Raw genomic sequence first — 24248 nt, forward strand, 5'->3', positions numbered from 1 at the left:
GGGCTCTACCCTTTCAAGCTGTCGAGATCTTCAACATTGATCGTGCGACGGTTGCGGAACAACACAATCAATATGGCCAGACCAATAGCCGCCTCTGCTGCAGCCACTGTCAGGACGAAAAATACAAATACCTGGCCGGACATATCACCAAGGTAATGTGAAAACGCAACGAAATTGGTGTTCACCGAGAGCAGCATCAATTCGATGGACATCAGCAGGATGACGACATTTTTACGATTAAGAAAAATGCCCATCACGCTGATAGCAAACAGCGCAGCACTGAGTATGAGGAAGTGACTTAGCGGTATCATGGTATTCAGGCTCCTTTCCTCATCCGCTCAGCTTTTGCGCTCAGACGGCATTTTTACAATCTTCAGGCGATCTTTGGCCTGAACCTGAACCTGCTTGCCAGGATCCTGGTACTTGGTGGTCTTGCGTTTGCGCATGGTCAGCGCAATCGCCGCAACAATCGCCACCAGCAACAGCAATGCGGCCAGTTCGAGCGGGTAGATATAGGCGGTGTACAGCAGCAGACCCAGCTCCCGGGTATTACTGTAATCGGCTGCGTGCGGCGCCGGATCGGGCATGGCCTGCAGACCAAATTGTCCGCCACTCAGAATGATGGCCAGTTCGATAATCAGCAATACCGCAACCAATGCGCCCATTGGCAGGTACTCACCAAATCCGGAACGTAACTCGGCGATATTGATATCGAGCATCATCACCACGAACAGGAACAACACCATGACCGCCCCCACATAAACCAGCACCAGGGAGATGGACAGGAATTCCGCTTCTAGCAGCATCCAGATACCGGCGGCACTGAAGAACGACAACACCAGGAACAGCGCCGACTTGACCGGGTTGCGCATGGTGACCACCATAAAGGCGGACAGCAGCAACACCGCACCGAAGAAGTAAAACGAGACTTGCTGAAAAGATTGTATTTCCACCGACTTCCCCGTTACCTGTACTTGGCATCTGCAGCGCGATCCGCTGCAATCTGTTTTTCAAAACGGTCGCCCACGGCCAGCAACATATCCTTGGTGTAATACAGATCGCCACGCTTCTCGCCGTGATATTCAAAAATCCGGGTTTCGACAATGGCGTCCACCGGGCACGCCTCTTCGCAGAATCCGCAGAATATGCACTTGGTCAGATCAATATCGTAACGGCTGGTGCGACGCGTACCGTCTTCACGCTCGGCCAGTTCAATAGTAATGGCCAGGGCCGGGCAAATGACTTCACACAGCTTGCAGGCTATGCAGCGCTCTTCGCCATTCGGATAACGGCGTTGAGCATGCAAACCCCGGAATCTCGGTGACTGGGGCGTACGCTCATCCGGGTAAAAAATGGTTACCTTGCGGGCAAACATGTGTTTGCCGGTTACCGCCATACCCTTCAACAATTCCCACAGCAGGAAACTGTTCAGATAACGTTTTATCGCGTTCATCGCTCAGCCTCCTCCATTAATGAAACATGTAACCGAGTGTATCGGGATACTGCACGGCAACACCAATGACTGCGATCCACACCAGGGTCACAGGTATCAATACTTTCCAGCCAAGGCGCATGATCTGGTCATAGCGATATCTCGGAAAAGTCGCCCGGAACCACAGGAAAAAGAATGACACAAAACAAACCTTGATAAACAACCAGCCCAGCCCAGGTACCCAGTTAAACGGTGCAACATTGAACGGTGCGTGCCAGCCACCCAGAAACATAACTACTGTAAGAGTCGCGATAAGAATCATGTTTGCATACTCCGCCAGGAAAAACACGGCGAAGGTCATGCCTGAATATTCCACGTGAAAACCGGCAACAATTTCCGATTCACCTTCCGCCACGTCAAACGGCGCACGGTTGGTTTCAGCAACACCCGAAATAAAATAGACAAGGAATAGCGGGAACAACGGCCACATGTACCAGTCGGTAATATCACCGCTTTGCAATACCACGATCTGGTGCAGGTTCAGCGTATTGGCCGCCATCAGCACACCCACCAGGGCAAAGCCCATGGCGATTTCATAGGCAACGATTTGTGCGGCTGAACGCATGGAACCCAGGAAAGAATACTTGGAATTTGATGCCCAGCCGGCGACGATAACGCCGTATACGCCAACAGATGTCAGCGCCAGTACATACAGCAGGCTCGCGTCAATGTTGGCCAGCACCATACCGTTATCAAACGGGATAACCGCCCAGGCCGCCAGCGCCGGCGCGATGGACAGGATTGGTGCGATAACGAACAGGTAAGTATTGGCATTGGCCGGAACCACGATTTCCTTGAACATCAGCTTGACCGCGTCAGCGATCGGCTGCAACCAGCCACGCGGACCAACACGATTAGGTCCCACACGCACCTGCATGTAGCCGATCAGCTTGCGCTCAGCAAAAGTCAGGTAGGCGACACACAACATCAACGGCACCATGATCAGGATGATCAGTGCAACGTTATAGATCAGTGTCTGCGACCAGACCGGAAACCAGCCCCATACACCCAATGCAGTTTGCGTTAATGATTCAATCATTGCTGCGCCTTATAACTTCGTCACTGAAGCCGGGCCATAAGCACCCAGCCTGCTGGTTTCGGCATAGCCCGATGGCAACCAGACACAGCCATCCGGAATCCGGTTATCAATCATCAGCTCGACCTCGGCATCGCCTTCGAGCATGCGCACGCGGACACGGTCACCATCGGACACGCCCTGCTTCGATGCCTGGGATGCATTCATGCGCGCCAACGGTCCGGGGTTATCCATTGTTTCCTGCAGTGGCACTGCCCGACGCACAATACTGTCACCTGCATAAATAGGGTATTCGCCTGTACGAACCAGGTCTGCGGCCTTGCCACCGAATGTGCCACCAATACCGGTTTGGGCAAGAGCCGATGGCACAACAGCAAAATCAATCTCGGCACGCACATCTTCAACGCTGTTGTAGTCAAAACCCTGTAACTCAAACAGGTTGCCCATTACCCGCAATACTTTCCAGCCCGGACGTGCCTCGCCTGCAGGATTGGCAACTCCGCCAAAGCTCTGTGCCTTGCCTTCACCATTGACAAAAGTTCCGGCAGTTTCGGTAAACGGCGTAATCGGTAACAACACGTTCACGTGCTCAAGCGCTTCCGCGCCCGGCTTGTAGGCAGTTGCCAGGGCAACAAAATCTGCCGCCTTAAGCGCTTCCAGGGTGCGGCCACCGTCGATGAAGTCCCGGTCCGGTTCCAGGCCAAACAGCAGGTAAGCCTGCACCGGGTCCTTGATCAGCGAGTAGGCATCACGGCCCTTGATATCCGTAGCCGCACCGGCACTGCCACGATGAGGCACGCAACCGGCGAGCCAGGCGCCAGCTGAATTGCTTTCGCCGACAAATGACAGGGTAGCGCCACTCATATCGGCAATTGCGCGAACAATGCTGCGCAGCTGTGAAGACTGCGGGTGTGCCATGGCAGTCTGGCCGATGATGATGATGCCGTTTTTCGAGTCATTCAACATTGACGCAATCGCCCGGGCACTGTCATTGGCTTCGATCCTTGGAATACCGTCCGGCAACTTGCCCGATACGACAGCGGCCAGCGCCGCTGCCGCGGCTGCCAGTTGCTCCAGCAGCTGTTGCGGCGTTCCGGTTACTTCGACATCGGGACGATAGCCATAGTCATAGGCAACCGGGTTAATGGCCATAAACCTGGCACCCGCCTCTCTTGCCTTGCGCAAGCGCAACCCCAGCAGCGGTTGTTCCTTGCGAGGGTGTGCACCCACCAGCAGGATTGCGTCCTTGGCCTGGACATCAGCAATACTGCAGCCAAGGCCAGGGAATCCCGGCATTGCCGCATCATCATAAAAATCCAGTTGACGAAGACGATGATCGACATTGCCACTGCCAATACCGCGCATAAACTTCTGCAGCAGGTAGGCTTCTTCAGTAGTAACTGAAGCAGATGCCAATGCAGCCACCTGGCTTGGACCCTGCTTTTCAGCAACGCGATTCAGGCCGCGCACTGCGCTTTCAAGAGCACTATTCCAGTCTGTTTCCTGCCACTCGCCATTGGTTTTCACCATGGGCGCGGTCAGGCGATCGTCACTGTACAACCCGGTATAGGCGAACCGGTCTCGATCAGAAATCCAGGTCTCGTTGATCTCCTCGTTCTCACGAGGCAATACGCGCATAACTCGGCCATTGCGGGTCTGCACAACGATATTTGAGCCATGGCTGTCATGCGGGCTAACACTGTCGTGGCTGCCCAGTTCCCAGTTGCGCGCGGAATAACGGAATGGTTTGGATGTCAGTGCTCCGACCGGGCACAAGTCGATGACATTGCCTGACAGTTCGGAATCCACGCTCTTTTCAATGTAGGTGCCAATCTTTGTATGCTCGCCGCGACCGGTAGCGCCCATTTCGCGCACACCGGCGATTTCCTCGCCGAATCGAACGCAACGGGTACAATGAATACAACGCGTCATTTCGGTCGCGATCAGCGGACCGAGATTCTTGTCCTTGATGATGCGTTTTGGCTCAAGGTAACGGGAACTGTCGCCACCATAGCCCACCGCCAGATCCTGCAGCGTGCACTCACCGCCCTGGTCGCATATCGGGCAATCGAGCGGGTGGTTGATAAGCAGGAACTCCATGACAGACTTTTGTGCACTACGGGCGACAACAGACTGCGTAGATATTTTCATGCCTTCAGCAACCGGTGTGGCACAGGCCGGCATCGGCTTGGGCGCCTTCTCCACCTCGACCAGGCACATGCGGCAATTGGCAGCAACCGACAGCTTCTTGTGATAACAGAAGCGCGGAATATAGACACCGGCATCATCGGCGGCCTGGATAACCATGCTGCCTTTTTTGGCCTGTACCTGCTTTCCGTTGATTTCGATACTTACAGTATCGGCATCAGCAGTTGTAGTTTGCGCTTCAGTACTCATTTCCGTATCTCGATAACTCAGGCACGATGACGTGTGGTGCCCGGCATACATTTGCCATGCTTGATATGGTATTCAAATTCTTCCCGGAAGTGCTTGATGAAACTGGCTACTGGCAAGGCCGCAGCATCACCCAACGCACAAATGGTTCGACCCTGGATGCGCGCGGCAACATCATCCAGCATATCCAGGTCTTCCATGCGACCGTGACCGTGCTCAATCCGGTGGATAACCTTGGCCATCCAGCCTGTGCCTTCGCGACAAGGCGTACACTGGCCGCAGGATTCTTCGTAATAGAAATGCGACATTCTCGAAAGCGCCCGAACCATGCAGGTGGTCTCATCCATCACGATCACCGCTCCCGAACCCAGCATCGAGCCGGCACCGGCAATGGAATCGTAATCCATGGTCAGGTCCATCATCTGCAGTCCAGGTATAACCGGTGAAGACGAACCACCAGGAATAACGGCTTTAAGGCGATTGCCATTACGGACACCGCCGGCCATCTCCAGCAGTTCCGAGAACGGGATACCCATGGGCACTTCAAAATTGCCGGGCTTGTTCACATGACCGGAAACTGAAAACAGTTTCACACCGCCATTATTGGGCTTGCCCAGTTCCAGGAACCATTTACCGCCATTCTTGAGAATCATCGGCACCGATGCCAATGACTCGGTGTTGTTTATCGTGGTTGGTTTGCCATACAAACCGTAGTTCGCCGGAAACGGCGGCTTGTAGCGCGGCTGGCCTTTTTTGCCTTCAATGGATTCAAGCAAGGCGGTTTCTTCACCGCAAATATAGGCGCCGGCACCAAGGTGACTGTAAAGTTCAAAATCGATGCCGGAGCCCTGGATGTTTTTGCCCAGCAGACCGGCTTCGCGGGCTTCCTTGATCGCCGCTTCGAATCGTTCGTAAGGCTCCCAGAACTCGCCCCGAATATAGTTGTACCCGGTTGTGGCACCAATCGTATACCCGGCGATAGCCATGCCCTCAACCAGTGCGTGCGGGTTGAAACGCAGAATCTCGCGATCCTTGCAAGTGCCCGGTTCGCCTTCATCCGAGTTGCAGACAATATACTTTTGTCCGGGTGCCGAACGCGGCATGAAACTCCACTTGAGTCCGGTCGGGAAGCCGGCTCCGCCACGACCACGCAACACCGACGCCTTCATCTCCTCGATAATCTGCTCGGGCGGAATTTTTTCACGAAGAATCTTGCGCCATACCTCGTAGCCGCCCGCTTTTTCATATTCCGCCAGCGTCCACGGCTCAGCCGCATCAATATTGTGCAAGCAGACTTTGCCAGGTGCCGGTCTCGCCATTGCGCTCACGTGCTACTCCAGTCCATCCAGAATCTCATCCAGCTTGGCCGGGGTGAGATACTCATAAAACGTCTTGTTCAATTCGATCATTGGCGCCCCGATACAGGCACCCAGGCATTCCACTTCCTTGAGCGTGAACTTGCCGTCGGCTGTGGTTTCGCCCATCTTGATTCCCAGCCTGCTCTCAAGATGCTCAACAATGCTGTCGGAACCACACAACATGCACGAAATATTGGTGCAAATACAAATCTTGTGTCGACCCACCGGTGTCAATTCATACATTGAGTAGAACGTTGCCACTTCGTACACGGCAATGGGCGGCATTTCCAGGTACTCCGCCACCGCATCCATCAGGTCATTGGTAAGCCAGCCACCATTTTGTTCCTGGGCAATACGCAAAGCCGCCATTACCGCGGAACTCTTGCGATCAGAAGGATACTTGGCCACCCACTGATCAATATCAGCGCGCGATGCCGCTGTCAGCAAATCAATCTTGCCGTTCCCGACCGGTACACTCATCGATCGATCTCCCCAAATACAATATCCTGGGTGCCGATAACGGCAACAACATCAGCCAGCATGTGTCCGCGCGTCATTTCATCCATGGATGAAATATGTGCAAATCCCGGAGCACGAATCTTGACCCGGTAAGGCTTGTTGGCACCATCCGATATCATATAGATACCGAACTCGCCCTTCGGATGTTCAACGGCACTGTAAACCTCGCCTTCCGGCGCACAGTAACCTTCAGTAAACAGCTTGAAGTGATGAATCAGGGATTCCATGTCACTCTTCATGGCTTCGCGCGCCGGAGCGGCGATCTTGTGATCATCCACCATCACCGGGCCACCGTTCTTGCGCAACCACTCTACGCATTGGCGAATAATTCGATTGGCCTGGCGCATTTCCTCGATTCGCACCAGGTAGCGGTCATAGCAGTCGCCATTAGTGCCGATTGGAATATCAAAATCCATGCGATCATAGACTTCGTAGGGCTGCTTCTTGCGCAGATCCCAGGCTATACCGGATCCACGCAACATCGGGCCGGTGAATCCCAGTTGCAATGCACGCTCGGGCGAGACCACGCCGATATCGACCAGGCGCTGTTTCCAGATACGGTTGTCCGTCAACAGGGTTTCGTATTCATCCACGCGCGCCGGGAATCGTTCAGTAAAATCCCAGATAAAATCAAGCAGGCTGCCTTGACGATTCTGATTCATGTAATCAGCATCCTTGGCATTGTGCCACTTTGACGTCCGGTATTGCGGCATGGAGTCGGGCAAATCGCGGGCAACACCACCAACTCGATAATAGGTGGCATGCATGCGCGACCCGGAGGCGGCTTCATAGGCATCGATCAGGTCTTCGCGCTCACGGAAGCAATACAGGAACATGGTCATGGCACCAACATCAAGGCCATGCGTACCCAGCCACAACAGATGGTTGAGAATACGTGTAATCTCGTCAAACATGACTCGGATATACTGGGCGCGCAGCGGCACCTCGATGCCCAGGAGCTTCTCGACAGCCATGACATAAGCGTGCTCGTTACACATCATCGAAACGTAATCGAGACGATCCATGTAACCGATACTCTGGTTATACATCTTATGCTCGGCAAGCTTCTCGGTACCGCGATGCAGCAGGCCGACATGCGGATCAGCGCGCTCAATGACTTCGCCATCCATCTCAAGCACCAGGCGCAAAACGCCGTGCGCAGCAGGATGCTGCGGACCAAAGTTAATGGTGTAATTCTTGATTTCAGCCATGCCGGCACCCTCTCGCACCATTAACTTCAGTGCAGGCTAACTTTTGCGAAGCACAAGTTACGCCGGAGCTAAAATTTATCGTGTAGTTTTTGATCTCTGCCACAACGCTACCCTATGCCCCAATCACTTGAGCCCTGGCAGGCTCAGGATAAATTTCAGTGCAGGCTAACTTTTGCGAAGCACAAGTTACGCCGGAGCTAAAATTTATCGTGTAGTTCCTGATCTCTGCCACAACGCTACCCTATGCCCCAATCACTTGAGCCCTGGCAGGCTCAGGATAAATTTCAGTGCAGGCTAACTTTTGCGAAGCACAAGTTACGCCGGAGCTAAAATTTATCGTGTAGTTCCTGATCTCTGCCACAACGCTACCCTATGCCCCAATCACTTGAGCCCTGGCAGGCTCAGGATAAATTTCAGTGCAGGCTAACTTTTGCGAAGCACAAGTTACGCCGGAGCTAAAATTAATGGTGTAATTCTTGATTTCAGCCATTTTAATTACTCCTGCTCACGGTCTTGCTTGGCTCCGTATCCTTCTTCGCGAATAACACGCGGTACAAGGTTGCGCGGTTCCACGGTAACAGGCTGATAAATAACTCGCTTCTGTTCCGGGTCATAACGCATCTCGACATGCCCGGACAACGGAAAATCCTTGCGGAACGGATGACCGACAAAACCATAATCAGTAAGAATACGTCGAAGATCGGGATGACCCTCAAACAGGATACCGAACATATCGAATGCTTCACGCTCGTACCAGTTGGCTGAAGCCCAGATATTGATTACTGACGGGATAATCGGCGCGTCATCATTTTGCGGAAATGCACGCACCCGGATACGGCGGTTATGCTTTACTGATAACAGGTGATAGACAACTGCAAAGCGCGGACCCTGCCTGACACCCTGCTCTGACTCCTTGCGATAGTCCTGGTAGTCAACGCCACAAAGATCGATAAGCTCTTCAAAACCGAATAACGCATCATCACGAAGTGTACGGCATACCTCTTCAATGCGATCGGGCCTTGCTTCAACAGTCAGTTCGCCCAGATGAACCACGGAGCCGGTCACAGCATCGCCGAGTTTATCCGTAATGTGTTTTTGTAGCGTCTCCATCTGTGCGGTCATTATTCTTTATTCTCTTTAAAGCTTCTAGCGGGCGATTGTATTGGTACGTTTGATCTTTGCCTGAAGCTGCAATATTCCGTACAACAGCGCCTCGGGTGTGGGCGGACAACCTGGAACGTAAATATCGACCGGAACCACGCGGTCACAACCACGCACAACCGAATATGAATAATGGTAGTAGCCACCACCGTTTGCGCAGGAACCCATGGAGATGACCCAGCGCGGCTCGGCCATCTGGTCGTAGACCTTGCGCAATGCCGGTGCCATCTTGTTGCATAGTGTACCGGCAACAATCATGACATCTGACTGGCGCGGACTCGGCCGGAACAGCATACCAAATCGATCGATATCGTAACGGGAAGCACCGGCCTGCATCATTTCAACGGCGCAGCAGGCAAGGCCGAAAGTCATGGGCCACAGGGAGCCGGTACGCGCAGCGTTGATCAGCTTGTCAGCAGTCGTCGTGACAAAGCCTTTCTCCAGGTAGCCTTCTATTCCCATTCCAGCGCCCCTTTTTTCCATTCATAGATAAAGCCAATAACAAGGATGCCAAGAAACAGCATCATGGCGAGGAAACCATACATGCCGATCTCCCTCAGGACGACGGCCCACGGGAACAGAAATGCAATCTCGAGATCAAAAATAATGAATAGTATCGCCACCAGGTAGTAACGAACATCGAACTTCATGCGCGAGTCTTCAAAGGCCTCAAAACCGCATTCATAGGGAGACAGTTTCTCGCTATCCGGCTTGTGCGGACCAAGAATGCGGCCAATCAATATGGGTCCGATCCCGGTTGCAATGCCGATTGCCATGAAAATCAGTATGGGTAGGTAGTTTTCCAACATTTCAATATTTATCTTTCTAGTTTGTCAGAGTCCACCCGAAGGGTTCGCAGGCAGTCTATGGCTTGAGCCAAACAAAAGCAAGTTTGAGTCGGATTCGTTTTCCTTATCTTTTTCAACTACTTATATTGATTTTTTGGCTTGCATAAAAAACACCTATCATGAAAATGAATAGAGATGCATGTGCAAATGACATGACCATACAAGACCCGCTATCGACGTCGGCAAAAAGTGAATGATCAGGAAAAAGATGGTGCCGAAGGCGGGACTCGAACCCGCACGGCTTACGCCACTACCCCCTCAAGATAGCGTGTCTACCAGTTCCACCACTTCGGCAATATGAGATGAATCGCCGCCCGTTTATACAACGGGCGGCAACAAAACGGAACATTCCTATCGAGGAACCTCGGGAATATCGCCGGATTTTTTCGGCTCCGGTGCATCAGGGATCGCCGGGGCCCCCTGCTTTTCAGCGGCCTGCTCCACCACGGTCTCGGTAACACTGGTCGGCTTGACCTGCTGGTTCACAAAAAACGCCAACGTCATACTGGTAACAAAAAACACTGTAGCCAGGATTGCCGTTGTACGGCTCAGAAAGCTTGCCGAGCCGCGACTGCCAAACAGGCTCTGCGACCCGCCACCGAAGGCTGCGCCAGCATCGGCACCCTTGCCATGCTGCAACAGCACCAGCGCGACGATGCCAATGGCCACCAGCACATGAATAATAAGTACGATTTCTTTCATCCCGATTCTTTCCTTTACAGGCGAGCAGGATTAGCCCGCAGCCCGTCCAATTCCGAGAAAATCTTCTGCCTTCAATGAGGCGCCGCCAATCAGGCCGCCATCGATATCGGCCTGTGAAATCAGTTCCTGGGCGTTGTCCGGCTTCATGCTACCGCCGTACAGGATGCGCACAGTTGCTGCCACGTCAGCGCTTTGCTCCGCCAGCCTGCCTCGAATAAAAGCGTGCACTTCCTGCGCCTGTTCCGGGGTAGCAGTCTTGCCGGTACCAATCGCCCAAACAGGCTCGTAGGCAATGACTGCGTTTTTGAACGACTCAATACCATGAGCCGCCAGGACCGCATCGAGTTGCCGGGCACAGACATTTTCCGTGTCACCGGCTTCGCGTTCCTGCAGGGTTTCACCAATACACAGGATCGGGACCAAGCCGTGTGCCTGGGCAGCACCAAATTTTTCGGCCACCACCTGGTCGGTTTCGCCATAGTATTCGCGACGCTCAGAATGACCAACAATTGCGTAGCTGCAACCAAAATCCTTGAGCATCAGACCGGAGATTTCACCGGTGTAGGCACCCGAGGCATTCACGTTGAGATCCTGCCCTCCCCAGGCTACTGCGCTGCCCGCAAGTTTCTGCTCAACAAGTGGCACCAGGATTGCCGGCGGACATACGGCCATGTCTGCAGCGGTCACCGAGCCGATACCGGCCAGGATACCATCCAACAAAGCGGCAGACTCCGCCTTCGAACCATTCATTTTCCAGTTACCGGCAACCAAGGGACGACGCATGACAAACTCCTGAATTCTTTAATATTCCGGTTCAAAAACGGGCGGGATGTTACCGGTCGGCGACCGATAAAGCAATTGCCGACACCGGGATATCGGCCTTTCATAACGCCAATTGCGCTCGAATCGGCTGTAAAACCGGGGTAAAAAATTGCTGTCCGGCGCGTATCGCATCCTCCAGCGTGAGTACCGATACGGTTTTTTGTTGCCGCCACTCGTCTGCTGCATGCTCCGATGAAAGAAACACCATATCCCGGCACAAGCTATGTGCAGCACACTGGCACGTATCCTGCCAGGCAATGCCTACCCATACAGGCCGATCAAGCCTGGGAGTCCGGGTCGCCGTCTGCATAAAATCAATCGCCCCGCCCGTTGCAGCGCATTGCGACTCGATGTGTACTGAAACCTCGAGAATTGGCGCCACGGAAACCGCGTCGAAAGCACACATCGCGTGAAATGCCCGCGCCCCCATTTTCAGCTTGTGCGGCGTGTGTTCCGTGGTTACCGGGTAGGCGCCCAGCACGGCGCCGCGGTCGGCATCCATTACCACTAGGTCACGCTCCGCCAGTGCCAGCACATCTTCCCGCGCGGAGCTGTCCGGAACAATGGCCTCGCCACGGGCGATCAACTCAAAACAAATGGAGCGGTAAAACCGTAGCTGTCGGGAATTCAGCGACGCAATCTGCTCCGCCAGCGGCAACCGCTCAGTCAGGCGATCCAGTACTGCTTCAACGGTATCAGTCTGCATTGCTTCGTCCCGGCTCCCAGCTGTCAAAACGAGGCAGTTCAGCATCACAATAGTTTTCCCAGCTTGCGCGCGAACTGTAGAACGTATGCGCTTCCGGTTTTTCGACGATGTCTGAATCAATGGTGCCAAGCCTCACCCGCACCTGTTCCGGTCGTCGGGTATTGCGGCTCATAATGGGTGAGCCGCAAATGGAACAAAAATACTTGGTCTGCCCGGGTAAGGACTCGTAGGTACTGAGCTTGTCCCCGCCTTTCAATATCCGGAACGCCTCCCGCTCAACAATACCATTGGCGGCAAAGGCGCTTCCCTGCGCCTTTCGGCACATCGAACAGTGGCAATAAATGATTTTGCGTATGGGACTGGTAATTTCAAAACGAATGGCGCCGCACAGGCAGCCGCCCTGGTATGAATTCATTGGGGTGCCACCGGATCAAGCCCGCTGAAAAAGCGTTGAAACCGTGGTCGGTAAAAACGACCCCGGTCAAGCGACCAGGCGACCCGCAGCGTACGACCAATAATTTCCTTGCGCGGAATAAAACCGTGCACGCGTGAATCCGCAGAGTTGTCACGATTGTCACCCAGTACAAGATAATGATCCGCAGGCACGACTGCCGGACCGAAACTGCCGAATCGATGAATCTCACCGCTTAGTTGCAGACAATAACTGGTCGACCCCAGTTCTTCTCTGTACGCTTCATAACCCTCGTCATGACTGCTGCACTGCGCCACGGACTTACGCGGCAATTGTCTGTGATTGATATAAATCCTGTTATTGCGCATGGCAACACTGTCTCCCGGCAGACCAATAACCCGCTTAACCATACGCATACCGGCGGCTTCCGAGTCAAACACAACAATGTCGCCACGCTCCGGATCAGCAAGACGCCATACGGAAACGGCTGTTAACGGCAGCTTGATATCATAAGCCAGACGGTTGATCAGGATATGATCACCTTCAACAATGGTGGGCTTCATCGATCCTGTCGGTACATGGTTCCAGTCGGCGATAGCGCCACGAAAAAACGTCATCAGCACAATGAAAAGGATTGCACCCTTGTGCTCGCGAAAATAGTCCCACACTTGGTCACTCCCGTGTTTTGCTGCCAATCCGCGAAACAACTACTGACCCAATGCCGCGGCAGCCTGTTCCACCACGCCTGCCAGCTCCTGGCTCAGGCGAGTAATCAATGCCGCGTCATTTCCTTCAACCATTACCCGGATCACCGGCTCAGTACCCGATGCCCGCAGCAATATGCGGCCACTGCCGGCAAGTTCCGTTTCAGCACTGCGAACCGCCTCTTGCACGGCACCGGAACTGTTTACGTCGAATGTACGTGCTGCGTGCACTTCACGGGGGATTCGGACATTCACCATGTTTTGAGGAAGTATTTCCATATCGGAAGCAAGCGTTGACATGGGCTTTCTGCGCTCCAGCATAATGGACAGCACTTCCAGTGCTGCAATGATGCCGTCACCTGTTGTGGTTTTGTCGAGACAGATAATATGCCCCGATGATTCACCTCCCAGCTCCCAACCTTTTTCATCCAGCGCACTCATGACATAGCGATCACCAACAGCAGCACGGTAAAAAGGTATGGCTTCGCGCTGGAAGGCCTGTTCCAGGCCATAGTTACTCATCAATGTACCGACAACCCCGCCATTAAGGATACCGGCAGCCTTCCTGAACATGGCGATGATAAACAGCAGTTCATCACCATCAACCAGTTGCCCGTTTTCATCAACTATCAGCACCCGGTCAGCATCACCGTCAAGAGCAACGCCGACATCAGCGCGATACTGTTTTACCGCTTCCTGAAGCGCCTCGGGATGGGTAGATCCGCAAGCCTTGTTGATATTGAATCCGTCAGGCTTGTTGCCAATAACAATGACATCGGCACCTAACTCGTTAAATACATACGGGGCTACCTGATAGGCTGCACCATTGGCGCAATCCAGTACGATTCGCAGCCCGGCCAGGCTGGCCCGGCCCGGGAAGGTGCTCTTGCAGAACTCGACGTAGCGTCCGGTTGCATCGGGATAGCGCTTGGCATTACCCAGTTGCTGTGACGGCACCGTCTCCATGGGCTGATCCATCATTGCTTCTATCTGCAATTCGACATCGTCCGGCAACTTTGTGCCCTGGCCCGAAAAAAACTTGATACCGTTGTCTTCATAGGGATTGTGCGACGCACTGATAACGACGCCGGCGGTTGCGCGCGCCGTACGCGTCAGGTAAGCGATGCCGGGGGTTGGCATCGGGCCAAGCAGGCGCACATCAACGCCAGCAGCGGAAAATCCTGATTCCAGTGCTGATTCCAGCAGGTAGCCGGATATGCGCGTGTCCTTGCCAATAAGCACCTTGCCGCGCCCTTCTACATGCTGCGACAACACCTTGCCCGCCGCCCAACCGAGCTTGAGTACGCGCTCAGGTGTAATCGGCTCATGCCCGACCTGGCCGCGCATGCCATCGGTGCCAAAATATTTTCTTGCCATTTCTCCTCCCGGGTACAGACGATGCGCGGCGCTGACACAGCGCATGCAATTGTTCTCTATTATAGCGCCAGCTAAAGCGCTGTCACTTCACCTGACTGCACGGCCTCCCACATCCGCACAGCCTGGACAGTTTCGGCAACATCATGCACCCTCACGAATCTCGCGCCATGCTGGACAGCGATTAATGCCAACGCCACGCTGGCATGAGCACGACTGTCAACTGGCAGGTTCAGCAACTTTCCGATAAGTGACTTTCTTGACAGGCCCGCCAGCACGGGAAAGCCCAGCCCGGTCAATTCTTCCAGTTCGTGAAGCAGCGACAGGTTATGCGCCACGGTTTTGCCAAAACCAAAACCTGGGTCAATAATAATCTGGTCATGGTTCAGTCCGGCAATCTCGCACTGGGCAATTCGGTCGTTCAGAAAATCCCGCACTTCGACAACCACATCCTCGTAGTGTGGCTCTGCCTGCATGGTACGCGGATCGCCCTGCATGTGCATAAGACAAACCGGCACACTGGCACTTACGGCTGCATCCATGGCGCCAGGTAACTGCAAGGCACACACGTCATTTATCATGGCCGCGCCTGCCTTTACTGCTTCGGTCATGACCACTGCCTTGGTCGTGTCCACAGAAACGGGAATGTCGAGTTCACGGGTCAGGCGCTCAATGACCGGAATCACGCGATCCAGTTCTTCTGCTTCTGATACCTGCCGTGCTCCAGGACGGGTTGATTCACCACCAACATCGATAATATTGGCGCCCTGTTCCCGCATGAGCAGGGCCTGGCCAATACTGGCCTCAATGGTATTGAACCTGCCGCCATCAGAAAATGAATCGGGAGTACTGTTCAGAATACCCATAACGGCAACGCGCCCGGAACCGGGCGCGATACCTGCTTTTGTCAAGAGCTGTTCAATGTTCAATGTTCACCTGCCGGATTGTCCAGGTCTGGCTTGATTTTGCCTTCAACCGGCGATCCACCTTTGGGCGTGTTTGAATCAGAACCGGAATCGCTCCCGGTTGCCTCGGGCGGTCGCGGATCGCGACCTTCCATAATGTCATTTATCTGGTTGGCATCAATCGTTTCCCATTCCAGCAGCGCCTTGGTCATCGCCTCGACCTTGTCGCGATTGGCTTCAATAACCTTGCGCGCACGATCATACTGTTCATCGATAATGCGGCGAATTTCCCGGTCCACCAGTTCTGCCGTGGAATTGGCCAGGTTCTTGTGCGTGGTGACGTCACGACCCAGGAACACTTCTGATTCATTGTCACCATATACCTGCGGACCCAGGGCGTCACTCATGCCCCAGCGCATGACCATCTTGCGCGCCATGTCTGTAGCGCGCTCAAAGTCATTGGATGCACCGGTAGTCATCTGGTTCATGAATACTTCTTCAGCAATACGGCCACCCATCAGCACGGCGATGGTGGAAAACAGGGTTTCGCGATCGTGGCTGTAACGATCTTCTTCCGGCAACTGCATAGTCACGCCCAGTGCGCGTCCGCGCGGAATAATGGTGACCTTGTGAACCGGATCGGTATTGGGCAGCATGCGCGCGACAATGGCATGACCGGATTCGTGGTAGGCCGTGTTCATGCGTTCCCTTTCAGGCATAACGATAGAACGGCGCTCGGCACCCATGATGACCTTGTCCTTGGCTTTTTCAAAGTCATCCATATCCACCAGGCGCTTGTTGGCACGGGCAGCAAACAAGGCAGCCTCGTTAACGAGGTTAGCCAGGTCGGCACCGGAGAATCCGGGTGTGCCTCGGGCAATGATGGATGCATCCACATCATCAGCCATGGGCACCTTGCGCATGTGTACCTTCAGGATATGCTCGCGGCCACGAATATCCGGCAACGGCACGTACACTTGCCGGTCAAAACGACCGGGACGCAGCAATGCCGGGTCGAGTACATCGGGGCGGTTGGTAGCGGCTATGACAATCACGCCTTCGGTGCCTTCAAATCCGTCCATTTCCACCAGCAGCTGGTTCAGGGTTTGCTCACGCTCATCATGTCCGCCGCCGAGACCGGCGCCGCGTTGGCGACCGACAGCATCAATTTCGTCGATAAAGATAATGCACGGCGCATGCTTCTTGGCCTGCTCAAACATGTCGCGCACACGTGAAGCACCAACACCAACAAACATTTCGACAAAGTCCGAACCTGAAATAGTGAAAAACGGCACCTTGGCTTCACCGGCGATAGCCTTGGCCAACAGGGTCTTGCCGGTACCGGGATTACCGGTCATCAATACACCCTTGGGAATATGACCGCCCAGACGCTGAAAGCGCGAAGGATCGCGCAGGAAGTCGACAAGCTCACCCACTTCTTCCTTGGCTTCTTCAACACCGGCTACATCATCAAAGGTAATCTTGTTCTGCTCCTCGGTGAGCATGCGCGCCTTGGACTTGCCAAAACTCATGGCGCCACGACCGCCGCCACCGCCCTGCATCTGGCGCATGAAGAAAATCCACACACCGAGCAACAGCAATAACGGGAACCAGTTAATAAGAATCTGTAACAGTACTGACGGCTCTTCCGGTGGCTCGGCCTTGATCACCACGCGGTTGTCCATGAGGTCGCCGATAAGTGCACGGTTGTCAGTTTCCGGGCTGTAGGTTTTGAAATGCTCGCCGTTGCGGGTAACACCTTCGATACCGCGGCCCTGAATATTGACGCTTTCAATCTGGCCTTGCTTGATCTTGCCCAGGAAAGTGGAATATTCCATGGGTGGACGTGCCTGGCTGTGACGGCCAAAGTTATTAAAGACCGACATCAGTACGACCGCGATCACCAGCCACAACAACAGGTTTTTGGTCATATTATTCAAAAGCCACCTCACTATACGACTTTGCTTGTCTGCTCATTACCGGCCGAACGAGATGCCGACCATTGTATCCATGCTTGATTGCGCCTGTAAGCTGGCGGATTTGCAACCAGTATAACTGCCGCGGCCCGTCAAATCCCCACGCAAACTGCAAAACTTTATTAATCCTGCCTATTCCGCACCGCGAAAATCCCTGCCCAGCAGATAAATCTCCCGGCTCTGGGGCCTGGACGCCTTGGGCTTGCGCGAAATCACTGTCTTGAATCGCCTCATCATCTCCTGGCGCAATTCCGGGAAACCCTCACCCTGGAATGTCTTGGTCAGGAACTGACCACCGGGCCTCAATACCCTGTCAGCAAAATCCAGGGCCAATTCAGCCAAGTATACCGACCGCGCCTGGTCCGATGGTGCAATACCCGTAATATTGGGGGCCATATCCGAAATTACAAGGTCTACAGGCTGTCCTGCCAAGGCGACCAGCAACTGCTTCAGCACAGCGTCTTCGGTGAAATCGCCCTGGATGAAATGCACGCCTGCCACCGGGTCCATGGGTAAAATATCCATAGCCAGCAGGCTATCCTCCGCGGCCAACTTTTCTCTTGCGTACTGGGACCAGCCCCCCGGGGCAGCACCCAGCTCAACAACATTTAGCCCCGGTTTCAATAACTTATCGCGCTCATCAATCTCCTTGAGCTTGTACACGGCGCGCGAGCGATAGCCCTCCCGGCGTGACAGCTGCACGTATTCGTCGTTGACGTGCTGCTTCAGCCAGGCCTTGGTTTTTTTGCGTCGATTTTGCTGCTGCTTGTTTCCCATGGCGCCGATTCTAGCTTGTCTGGAGAAAAAAATACGGGCATGATCGCTGCCCCTTCAGATCGAGCGGTTTTCCATGGCACTCACCGGCAAACAGAAAAACCACCTTCGCGGACTGGCACACAGCCTCAAGCCCGTGGTCACGATCGGTGCCAACGGTATCACCGATGCCGTCATCGCCGAACTGGATTTGTCCCTAAATGTGCACGAATTACTCAAACTCAAGCTGCCGGCAGTGGAAAAGGAAGACAAGAACGCCGCGATCGAGGAATTGTGCCGACGCACCAGTGCCGAGGCCGTTCAGAGTATTGGTCGCGTGGTAGTGTTGTTCCGGGCCAACGAGGAATCGAAGATCACGCTGCCCAGGTAGCAAAAACACTAATTGGCAACCGGGTTTCGTGTCTGGATGATATGACACCACCGCCCGGAACCTCTGACTATCCGGGTTGCTGTATCCAGACCAGGTCAGCATGTGGCGATATGGTTCAAATGGCCTGGATTTGCTATCCGCTTATCTCAGTTGCGCGCATTCATCGCCCGCGGGCCCGGGCAATTGTACAATCCTCTTTGCGACTTTTTATGGCAATCGCCGTCCAATGGTTGCCCCAACCCTGGAAATAATTTCAGGAACAATTTCACATCGTCGGCCAGCTTTTGTGAATCCTCAACCCCCAGCAATACCCGGCTTTGCCAACTGACGTCCGCCGCACCTGGATTGCTGCACTGCAAATGCAACAGCAGCTTGTTTCTTGGAATTCTGCGGCCAGGCGCACCCAGACCAACCATCTGGCCATTAGCCGCTAACGCAATCACAGCGACAGCGGCAATCACGCCTTTTGCAACTGAGTGCTCGGTTTCTTTTGCTATCAACGCCTCCGAATGGCGTGAATATCTGGCATTCACCAGGCAAACGGTATCGGCCTTGTAATACCGGGCTACCGCGTCAATTTTGTCCATATCCGGATTATACTGCAGCGCATATGCCTGCCTTGTTAGACCGCAGGTAATCCCCTTGTGCTTGTTGTTCTTGCCCGATACAGGCAAAAAATCACTGATGCCATCATCGAACTCCAGCGCCAGTGTCGTTGTAGTATTCCTTATGGCTTTGTCCGTTGATTTGTCCGACAGGTACTGCAATTCATCCTGCCCTGTCGGTCGCAGTGTTTCTGAAACCAGCCTTTCGCTGGTTACCAAGCCGCCATTTCTGCGGTACATGTCTACCGACCAGTACTGATCGGCAAGCGGATATCTCCAGTTGCCAGTGAATCCGGAGAGCGTTGCAGTTACTGTATAGCCTTTCTCGACGAGCGCTTCTTGTATGGATTTCGAAATCAGCTCAATATAACTTGCGGAAGTGTCGGGATCTAACGGTATTTTCAATGGTTCTGCATTTACATCAATTACCTTGGACGTACCAACCAAGACTATCTTATTCATCGGGTTTTCACGCCACATTGACTCGGTTGACCGAATCGCCCATCTGCCGCCCATACTGCTGCATGAAACAAGAAAAGACAGGGTAAGCATGCAAAGCAATAAACGAGATATTTTCACTTTTATCCTCCATAGAGTTCCTGCTAGCAACAGCAGAAAAACGGCCGCCCATATGATTACTGCCCGTTGTGCAACTGAAACGGAAGACTAAAAGAAGCGGGTTACAACCTGAATAGAGTTATTTGATCTTGGCTACAAGCACAAGCCCGAGAACACTATTTAATAAAAACAGGCTGCTGGATATGCCGTGCAGCATGGAGAAGCGGCTGTGAGCACCGACTGCAATCAAGGACTGGGCGATGGGATCGGCCTTGAGGGCGACCATCATTGGTGTCAGGACGAATTCACCAACAAGGGTTAACAGGAGCATGACCAGGATAATGCGAATGTGAGTTAGCCTGAACACGTCCTTGCCGTATTGGACAACAGCCATAGCTGTTATCAGCAATACGGTCACAATACCGATATAACTTGTGATATGGAAAAGTTGACCGGCGATATTGCCGGCCAGCAGGCGATCATCAAGGGATTTAAACAAGACCGGGGCGACGATGAACCCGGTCACCCACATGCCACCTATCCACAATGTCAGCAGTGCTCGCTCAACCCTTTCCGGCCAGGCGGTGGATTGCAGGCTGCTCATGGAATCAGTTATAACGGACTTCGACGATTTCGTAGGTCTTGATGCCGGCAGGAACCTTGACTTCAACGACCTCACCTTCTTCCTTGCCGATAATTCCGCGGGCAATGGGGGAAGTAACGGAAATCATGCCACCGCTGATGTCGGCCTCGTCTTCGCCAACAATCTGGTAAGTAACTTCGTCACCGGTTTCCTCATCGGCCAACACGACAGTAGCACCAAAGACCACCCGTCCTTCCGCATTGAGCTTTGTCGGATCGATTACCTGGGCCAATGACAGCTTGGCTTCAATCTCCTTGATGCGACCCTCGGCAAAGCTCTGTTGTTCACGGGCAGCGTGATACTCGGCATTTTCCGACAGGTCGCCATGGGCACGAGCCTCGGCAATAGCAGCAATTATGCGCGGGCGCTCGACCTTTTTCAGGTTCTCCAGCTCCGCCTTCAGCTTCTCGGCACCTTTGACGGTCATTGGCACCTTGTCCATCAGGCAATCTCCTCGTGCAAATCCTGCAGTCGATAAATGCTGACAGCACTCCCCTCATCCTCTTTCAGTGCTTCAAGCGCGGCCCTGGCTGCTGCCAGTGTTGTATAGTGCGTGACTTTCTGGCGCAGGGCAACACGACGGATGTCCGAGGCATCCTCGACGCTCTGCTTGTCCGATATGGTATTAATGATAATACTCACGTCGCCATTCATGATCATGTCGGCAATATGCGGGCGGCCTTCCGATACCTTGTTTACTGCGCGCGCCTTTACGCCTTCCTTCTCAAACACAGCGGCAGTACCGCGTGTTGCCAGTATTTCGAATCCCATGTCGGCAAAATCCCGGGCCAGTTTCGCTGCCGGCTTCTGATCCGAATCGCGAACACTGATAAACATGCGCCCGGACTTGGGAATGGCGTCACCAGCAGCGATTTGCGATTTCAGAAACGCCTCGCCGAATGTACGGCCAACACCCATGACCTCGCCGGTAGACTTCATTTCCGGGCTGAGCATGGAGTCCACGCCCGGGAACTTGACGAACGGGAATACCGCTTCCTTGACGGAATAGTATTCCGGGATGATTTCGCGGGTTACACCCTGCTCCTTAAGCGTCTTGCCAACCATGCAGCGGGCGGCAACACGCGCCAGCGGCCGGCCTGTGGCCTTGGATACATAAGGCACGGTACGCGAGGCACGCGGGTTGACCTCGAGCACGTAAATATCGTTATCCTTGATGGCGAACTGGATGTTCATCAGCCCCTTTACCTTGAGCCCGTGTGCCAGCTGCACCGCCTGTTCACGCAGTTGCTTCTGCAGCTTCCTTGACAGGCTGTAAGGCGGTAATGAACACGCCGAGTCGCCGGAATGCACACCGGCTTCCTCGATATGCTCCATGATGCCGCCGATTACCACGTCGGTGCCATCGCAAATGGCATCAACATCCACTTCGATGGCGTCATTCAGGAACTTGTCCAGCAACACCGGTGTATCTTCGGATACTTTCACTGCCACACGCATGTAGGTTTCCAGGTCGCCCTGGTTGTGCACGATCTCCATAGCGCGGCCACCGAGCACATACGATGGACGCACGACCAGCGGGTAACCGATCTTTTCGGCTTTCTTGACCGCTGACTTCACGTCCTTGGCAATATCATTGGGCGGCTGCAGCATTTTGAGCTTTTTCAGCAGTCGCTGGAAACGTTCACGATCCTCGGCAAGGTCAATGGAGTCCGGGCTGGTACCGATAATGTTGGCACCCGCCTCTTCGAGACCATGAGACAGTTTCAGCGGTGTTTGTCCACCGTACTGAACAATAATGCCCTTGGGATTCTCTATACGTATGATTTCAAGCACGTCTTCAAGAGTCAGCGGCTCAAAGTACAGGCGATCCGAGGTATCGTAATCTGTCGATACGGTTTCCGGGTTACAGTTAACCATGATGGTTTCATAACCATCTTCACGCATGGTCAGTGCTGCATGCACGCAGCAATAGTCAAACTCGATACCCTGGCCAATACGGTTGGGACCACCACCCAGCACCATGATCTTTTCACGTGTTGACGGGTTGGCTTCACACTCTTCTTCATAAGTGGAGTACATGTAAGCGGTGGCCGAAGCAAACTCGGCAGCACAGGAGTCCACACGCTTGTATACCGGATGCACATCCAGCTCGTAACGCTGCTTGCGGAACTTCGCCTCACGAATACCCAGCAGGTCAGCAATACGACGATCACTGAAGCCCTTGCGTTTCCACTCGTATACTTTCTTTTTGCTCAGCTTCTTGCCGGCAGACTTGATAATCTGTTTCTCGGTTTCGATGATGTCGGCAATCTGTGCCAGGAACCACGGATCAATGCGCGTCAGATCGTGGATCTCTTCGAAGCTCATGCCAAAACGGAAAGCGTCACCTACATAGAACAGGCGCTCCGCTGTCGGCCTGGGCAGTTCATTCTTCAGTCGATCACGCGCTTCATCCTTGCCCATACCCGGATCAAGCATGGATTCAAAACCGTAAACACCAATCTCAAGGCTGCGCAGCGCCTTTTGCAGGGATTCCTGCTGGGTGCGACCAATGGCCATGGCTTCGCCCACTGACTTCATTTGCGTGGTCAGGGTCGGGTCAGCCTTGGGGAATTTCTCAAAAGTGAAACGCGGTATCTTGGTTACCACGTAATCAATACTCGGCTCGAACGATGCCGGGGTCACGCCACCGGTAATATCGTTATCCAGTTCATCGAGCGTATAGCCAACAGCCAGCTTGGCTGCCACCTTGGCAATGGGGAATCCTGTTGCCTTGGATGCCAGCGCCGAAGAGCGCGATACACGCGGGTTCATTTCAATAATGATCATGCGACCGTTGTCAGGATCAACGGCAAACTGCACGTTGGAACCACCGGTATCTACACCGATCTCGCGCAACACGGCGAGACTGGCATCACGCATGATCTGGTATTCCTTGTCAGTCAGGGTTTGCGCCGGCGCCACGGTAATGGAGTCACCGGTATGCACACCCATGGGATCAAGATTTTCAATGGAACAGATGATGATGCAGTTATCATTGCGATCACGCACCACTTCCATTTCGTATTCTTTCCAGCCAATGATGGATTCTTCAATCAGCAGCTCGCGTGTCGGTGAGGCATCCAGGCCGCGCTCGCAAATGGCGATGAATTCTTCCTTGTTATAGGCAACACCGCCGCCACTGCCGCCCATGGTGAACGACGGACGGATGATGACCGGGAAACCGATACTCGCCTGCACCTGGTGTGCTTCTTCCATGCTGTGGGCAATAGCACCGCGCACGCACTCAAGGCCGATCTTCTGCATCGCCTTGCGAAACAATTCACGGTCTTCCGCCTTGTCGATGGCCTCCTTGGTGGCGCCGATCATTTCAACGCCATGTTTTTTCAGTACGCCATGACGCTCAAGATCCAGGGCACAGTTCAACGCTGTCTGGCCGCCCATGGTGGGCAGAATAACGTCGGGCTTTTCCTTCTCTATGATCTTTTCAACAGTCTTCCAGTGTATCGGCTCGATGTAGGTTGCGTCGGCCATGCCGGGATCGGTCATGATGGTAGCCGGGTTGGAATTCACCAGGACAACGCGGTAGCCCTCTTCCCTTAATGCCTTGCACGCCTGGGCGCCGGAGTAGTCGAACTCGCAGGCCTGACCAATTACGATCGGGCCCGCGCCTATAATAAGTATGCTGTTTATGTCGGTACGTTTTGGCATGGCGTC

25 protein-coding genes and 1 tRNA gene are annotated in these 24248 nt (G+C 53.8%); 1 reads left to right on the plus strand and 25 read right to left on the minus strand.

Annotation, left to right across the window (positions count from 1 at the left end; translation table 11 throughout):
- Positions 1 to 5: 5 nt before the first annotated feature.
- The 21 genes from nuoK to OEZ10_08975 all read right to left on the minus strand — a co-directional run bounded on the left by nuoK (position 6) and on the right by OEZ10_08975 (position 18397).
- The gene (gene nuoK, locus OEZ10_08875) at positions 6 to 311 is read right to left on the minus strand and encodes an NADH-quinone oxidoreductase subunit NuoK (GenBank protein ID MDH5633096.1); all 306 of its coding nucleotides are present in this window, start codon (positions 309 to 311) and stop codon (positions 6 to 8) included.
- Between the two features lie 27 nt (positions 312 to 338).
- A complete protein-coding gene (locus OEZ10_08880; protein ID MDH5633097.1) occupies positions 339 to 953 on the minus strand; it encodes an NADH-quinone oxidoreductase subunit J in 615 nt (204 codons plus the stop codon).
- An 11-nt stretch (positions 954 to 964) separates the two neighbouring features.
- On the minus strand, positions 965 to 1453 hold the full coding sequence (gene nuoI, locus OEZ10_08885; GenBank protein ID MDH5633098.1) for an NADH-quinone oxidoreductase subunit NuoI: 489 nt from the start codon (positions 1451 to 1453) through the stop codon (positions 965 to 967).
- A gap of 16 nt (positions 1454 to 1469) precedes the next feature.
- Positions 1470 to 2531, minus strand: coding sequence for an NADH-quinone oxidoreductase subunit NuoH (gene nuoH, locus OEZ10_08890; GenBank protein MDH5633099.1), 1062 nt, complete (start codon positions 2529 to 2531; stop codon positions 1470 to 1472).
- Between the two features lie 9 nt (positions 2532 to 2540).
- Positions 2541 to 4925 (minus strand): NADH-quinone oxidoreductase subunit NuoG, encoded by a 2385-nt coding sequence (nuoG, locus tag OEZ10_08895; GenBank protein ID MDH5633100.1) that lies wholly within the window; start codon positions 4923 to 4925, stop codon positions 2541 to 2543.
- A gap of 17 nt (positions 4926 to 4942) precedes the next feature.
- Positions 4943 to 6241, minus strand: a complete 1299-nt coding sequence (gene nuoF / locus OEZ10_08900; GenBank protein ID MDH5633101.1) for an NADH-quinone oxidoreductase subunit NuoF — start codon at positions 6239 to 6241, stop codon at positions 4943 to 4945.
- 12 nt (positions 6242 to 6253) lie between these two features.
- Positions 6254 to 6760, minus strand: a complete 507-nt coding sequence (gene nuoE / locus OEZ10_08905; protein MDH5633102.1) for an NADH-quinone oxidoreductase subunit NuoE — start codon at positions 6758 to 6760, stop codon at positions 6254 to 6256.
- Positions 6757 to 8010 carry an NADH-quinone oxidoreductase subunit D gene (locus OEZ10_08910; GenBank protein ID MDH5633103.1) on the minus strand — a complete coding sequence of 418 codons (1254 nt, stop codon included), beginning with the start codon at positions 8008 to 8010 and terminating at the stop codon, positions 6757 to 6759. Before OEZ10_08910 ends, nuoE begins: the two co-directional genes overlap by 4 nt.
- A 495-nt stretch (positions 8011 to 8505) precedes the next feature.
- The gene (locus tag OEZ10_08915; GenBank protein MDH5633104.1) at positions 8506 to 9132 is read right to left on the minus strand and encodes an NADH-quinone oxidoreductase subunit C; all 627 of its coding nucleotides are present in this window, start codon (positions 9130 to 9132) and stop codon (positions 8506 to 8508) included.
- A gap of 24 nt (positions 9133 to 9156) precedes the next feature.
- The gene (locus OEZ10_08920) at positions 9157 to 9633 is read right to left on the minus strand and encodes an NADH-quinone oxidoreductase subunit B (protein MDH5633105.1); all 477 of its coding nucleotides are present in this window, start codon (positions 9631 to 9633) and stop codon (positions 9157 to 9159) included.
- Complete coding sequence (locus tag OEZ10_08925; protein MDH5633106.1) at positions 9624 to 9980, minus strand: NADH-quinone oxidoreductase subunit A; 357 nt, start codon at positions 9978 to 9980, stop codon at positions 9624 to 9626. The genes OEZ10_08920 and OEZ10_08925 overlap by 10 nt, the downstream gene beginning before the upstream one ends.
- A 248-nt stretch (positions 9981 to 10228) precedes the next feature.
- Positions 10229 to 10313 (minus strand) — tRNA-Leu (locus OEZ10_08930).
- Positions 10314 to 10370: 57 nt separating this feature from the next.
- A complete protein-coding gene (gene secG / locus OEZ10_08935; protein ID MDH5633107.1) occupies positions 10371 to 10721 on the minus strand; it encodes a preprotein translocase subunit SecG in 351 nt (116 codons plus the stop codon).
- Positions 10722 to 10751: 30 nt separating this feature from the next.
- Positions 10752 to 11504, minus strand: a complete 753-nt coding sequence (gene tpiA / locus OEZ10_08940) for a triose-phosphate isomerase (GenBank protein MDH5633108.1) — start codon at positions 11502 to 11504, stop codon at positions 10752 to 10754.
- A gap of 100 nt (positions 11505 to 11604) precedes the next feature.
- Positions 11605 to 12249, minus strand: a complete 645-nt coding sequence (locus OEZ10_08945; protein ID MDH5633109.1) for an alkylmercury lyase family protein — start codon at positions 12247 to 12249, stop codon at positions 11605 to 11607.
- On the minus strand, positions 12239 to 12664 hold the full coding sequence (locus OEZ10_08950) for a GFA family protein (protein ID MDH5633110.1): 426 nt from the start codon (positions 12662 to 12664) through the stop codon (positions 12239 to 12241). The genes OEZ10_08945 and OEZ10_08950 overlap by 11 nt, the downstream gene beginning before the upstream one ends.
- Entirely contained in the window at positions 12661 to 13329 is a 669-nt protein-coding gene (gene lepB, locus OEZ10_08955) for a signal peptidase I (protein ID MDH5633111.1), read from the minus strand. Before lepB ends, OEZ10_08950 begins: the two co-directional genes overlap by 4 nt.
- 39 nt (positions 13330 to 13368) lie before the next feature.
- On the minus strand, positions 13369 to 14742 hold the full coding sequence (gene glmM, locus OEZ10_08960; GenBank protein ID MDH5633112.1) for a phosphoglucosamine mutase: 1374 nt from the start codon (positions 14740 to 14742) through the stop codon (positions 13369 to 13371).
- Between the two features lie 71 nt (positions 14743 to 14813).
- On the minus strand, positions 14814 to 15605 hold the full coding sequence (folP, locus tag OEZ10_08965; protein ID MDH5633113.1) for a dihydropteroate synthase: 792 nt from the start codon (positions 15603 to 15605) through the stop codon (positions 14814 to 14816).
- Between the two features lie 59 nt (positions 15606 to 15664).
- Positions 15665 to 17575: an ATP-dependent zinc metalloprotease FtsH gene (gene ftsH / locus OEZ10_08970; GenBank protein MDH5633114.1), complete on the minus strand. Its 1911-nt coding sequence runs from the start codon at positions 17573 to 17575 to the stop codon at positions 15665 to 15667.
- Between the two features lie 177 nt (positions 17576 to 17752).
- A complete protein-coding gene (locus OEZ10_08975; GenBank protein ID MDH5633115.1) occupies positions 17753 to 18397 on the minus strand; it encodes an RlmE family RNA methyltransferase in 645 nt (214 codons plus the stop codon).
- Positions 18398 to 18470: 73 nt separating this feature from the next.
- Here OEZ10_08975 and yhbY point away from each other — a divergent pair, with 73 nt between their 5' ends.
- Positions 18471 to 18764: a ribosome assembly RNA-binding protein YhbY gene (gene yhbY, locus OEZ10_08980; GenBank protein MDH5633116.1), complete on the plus strand. Its 294-nt coding sequence runs from the start codon at positions 18471 to 18473 to the stop codon at positions 18762 to 18764.
- A gap of 146 nt (positions 18765 to 18910) precedes the next feature.
- Here yhbY and OEZ10_08985 read toward each other — a convergent pair whose 3' ends face one another.
- The 4 genes from OEZ10_08985 to carB form a co-directional block, all read right to left on the minus strand.
- Positions 18911 to 19948, minus strand: a complete 1038-nt coding sequence (locus OEZ10_08985) for a hypothetical protein (protein ID MDH5633117.1) — start codon at positions 19946 to 19948, stop codon at positions 18911 to 18913.
- A gap of 118 nt (positions 19949 to 20066) precedes the next feature.
- Entirely contained in the window at positions 20067 to 20531 is a 465-nt protein-coding gene (locus OEZ10_08990; GenBank protein MDH5633118.1) for a DUF4149 domain-containing protein, read from the minus strand.
- Positions 20532 to 20535: 4 nt separating this feature from the next.
- Positions 20536 to 21012, minus strand: coding sequence for a transcription elongation factor GreA (gene greA, locus OEZ10_08995; GenBank protein ID MDH5633119.1), 477 nt, complete (start codon positions 21010 to 21012; stop codon positions 20536 to 20538).
- The gene (gene carB, locus OEZ10_09000; protein ID MDH5633120.1) at positions 21012 to 24242 is read right to left on the minus strand and encodes a carbamoyl-phosphate synthase large subunit; all 3231 of its coding nucleotides are present in this window, start codon (positions 24240 to 24242) and stop codon (positions 21012 to 21014) included. Before carB ends, greA begins: the two co-directional genes overlap by 1 nt.
- Positions 24243 to 24248 lie beyond the last annotated feature (6 nt).

The organism is Gammaproteobacteria bacterium (genome assembly GCA_029880545.1).
Lineage (GTDB): Bacteria > Pseudomonadota > Gammaproteobacteria > Acidiferrobacterales > SZUA-150 > JAOUOD01.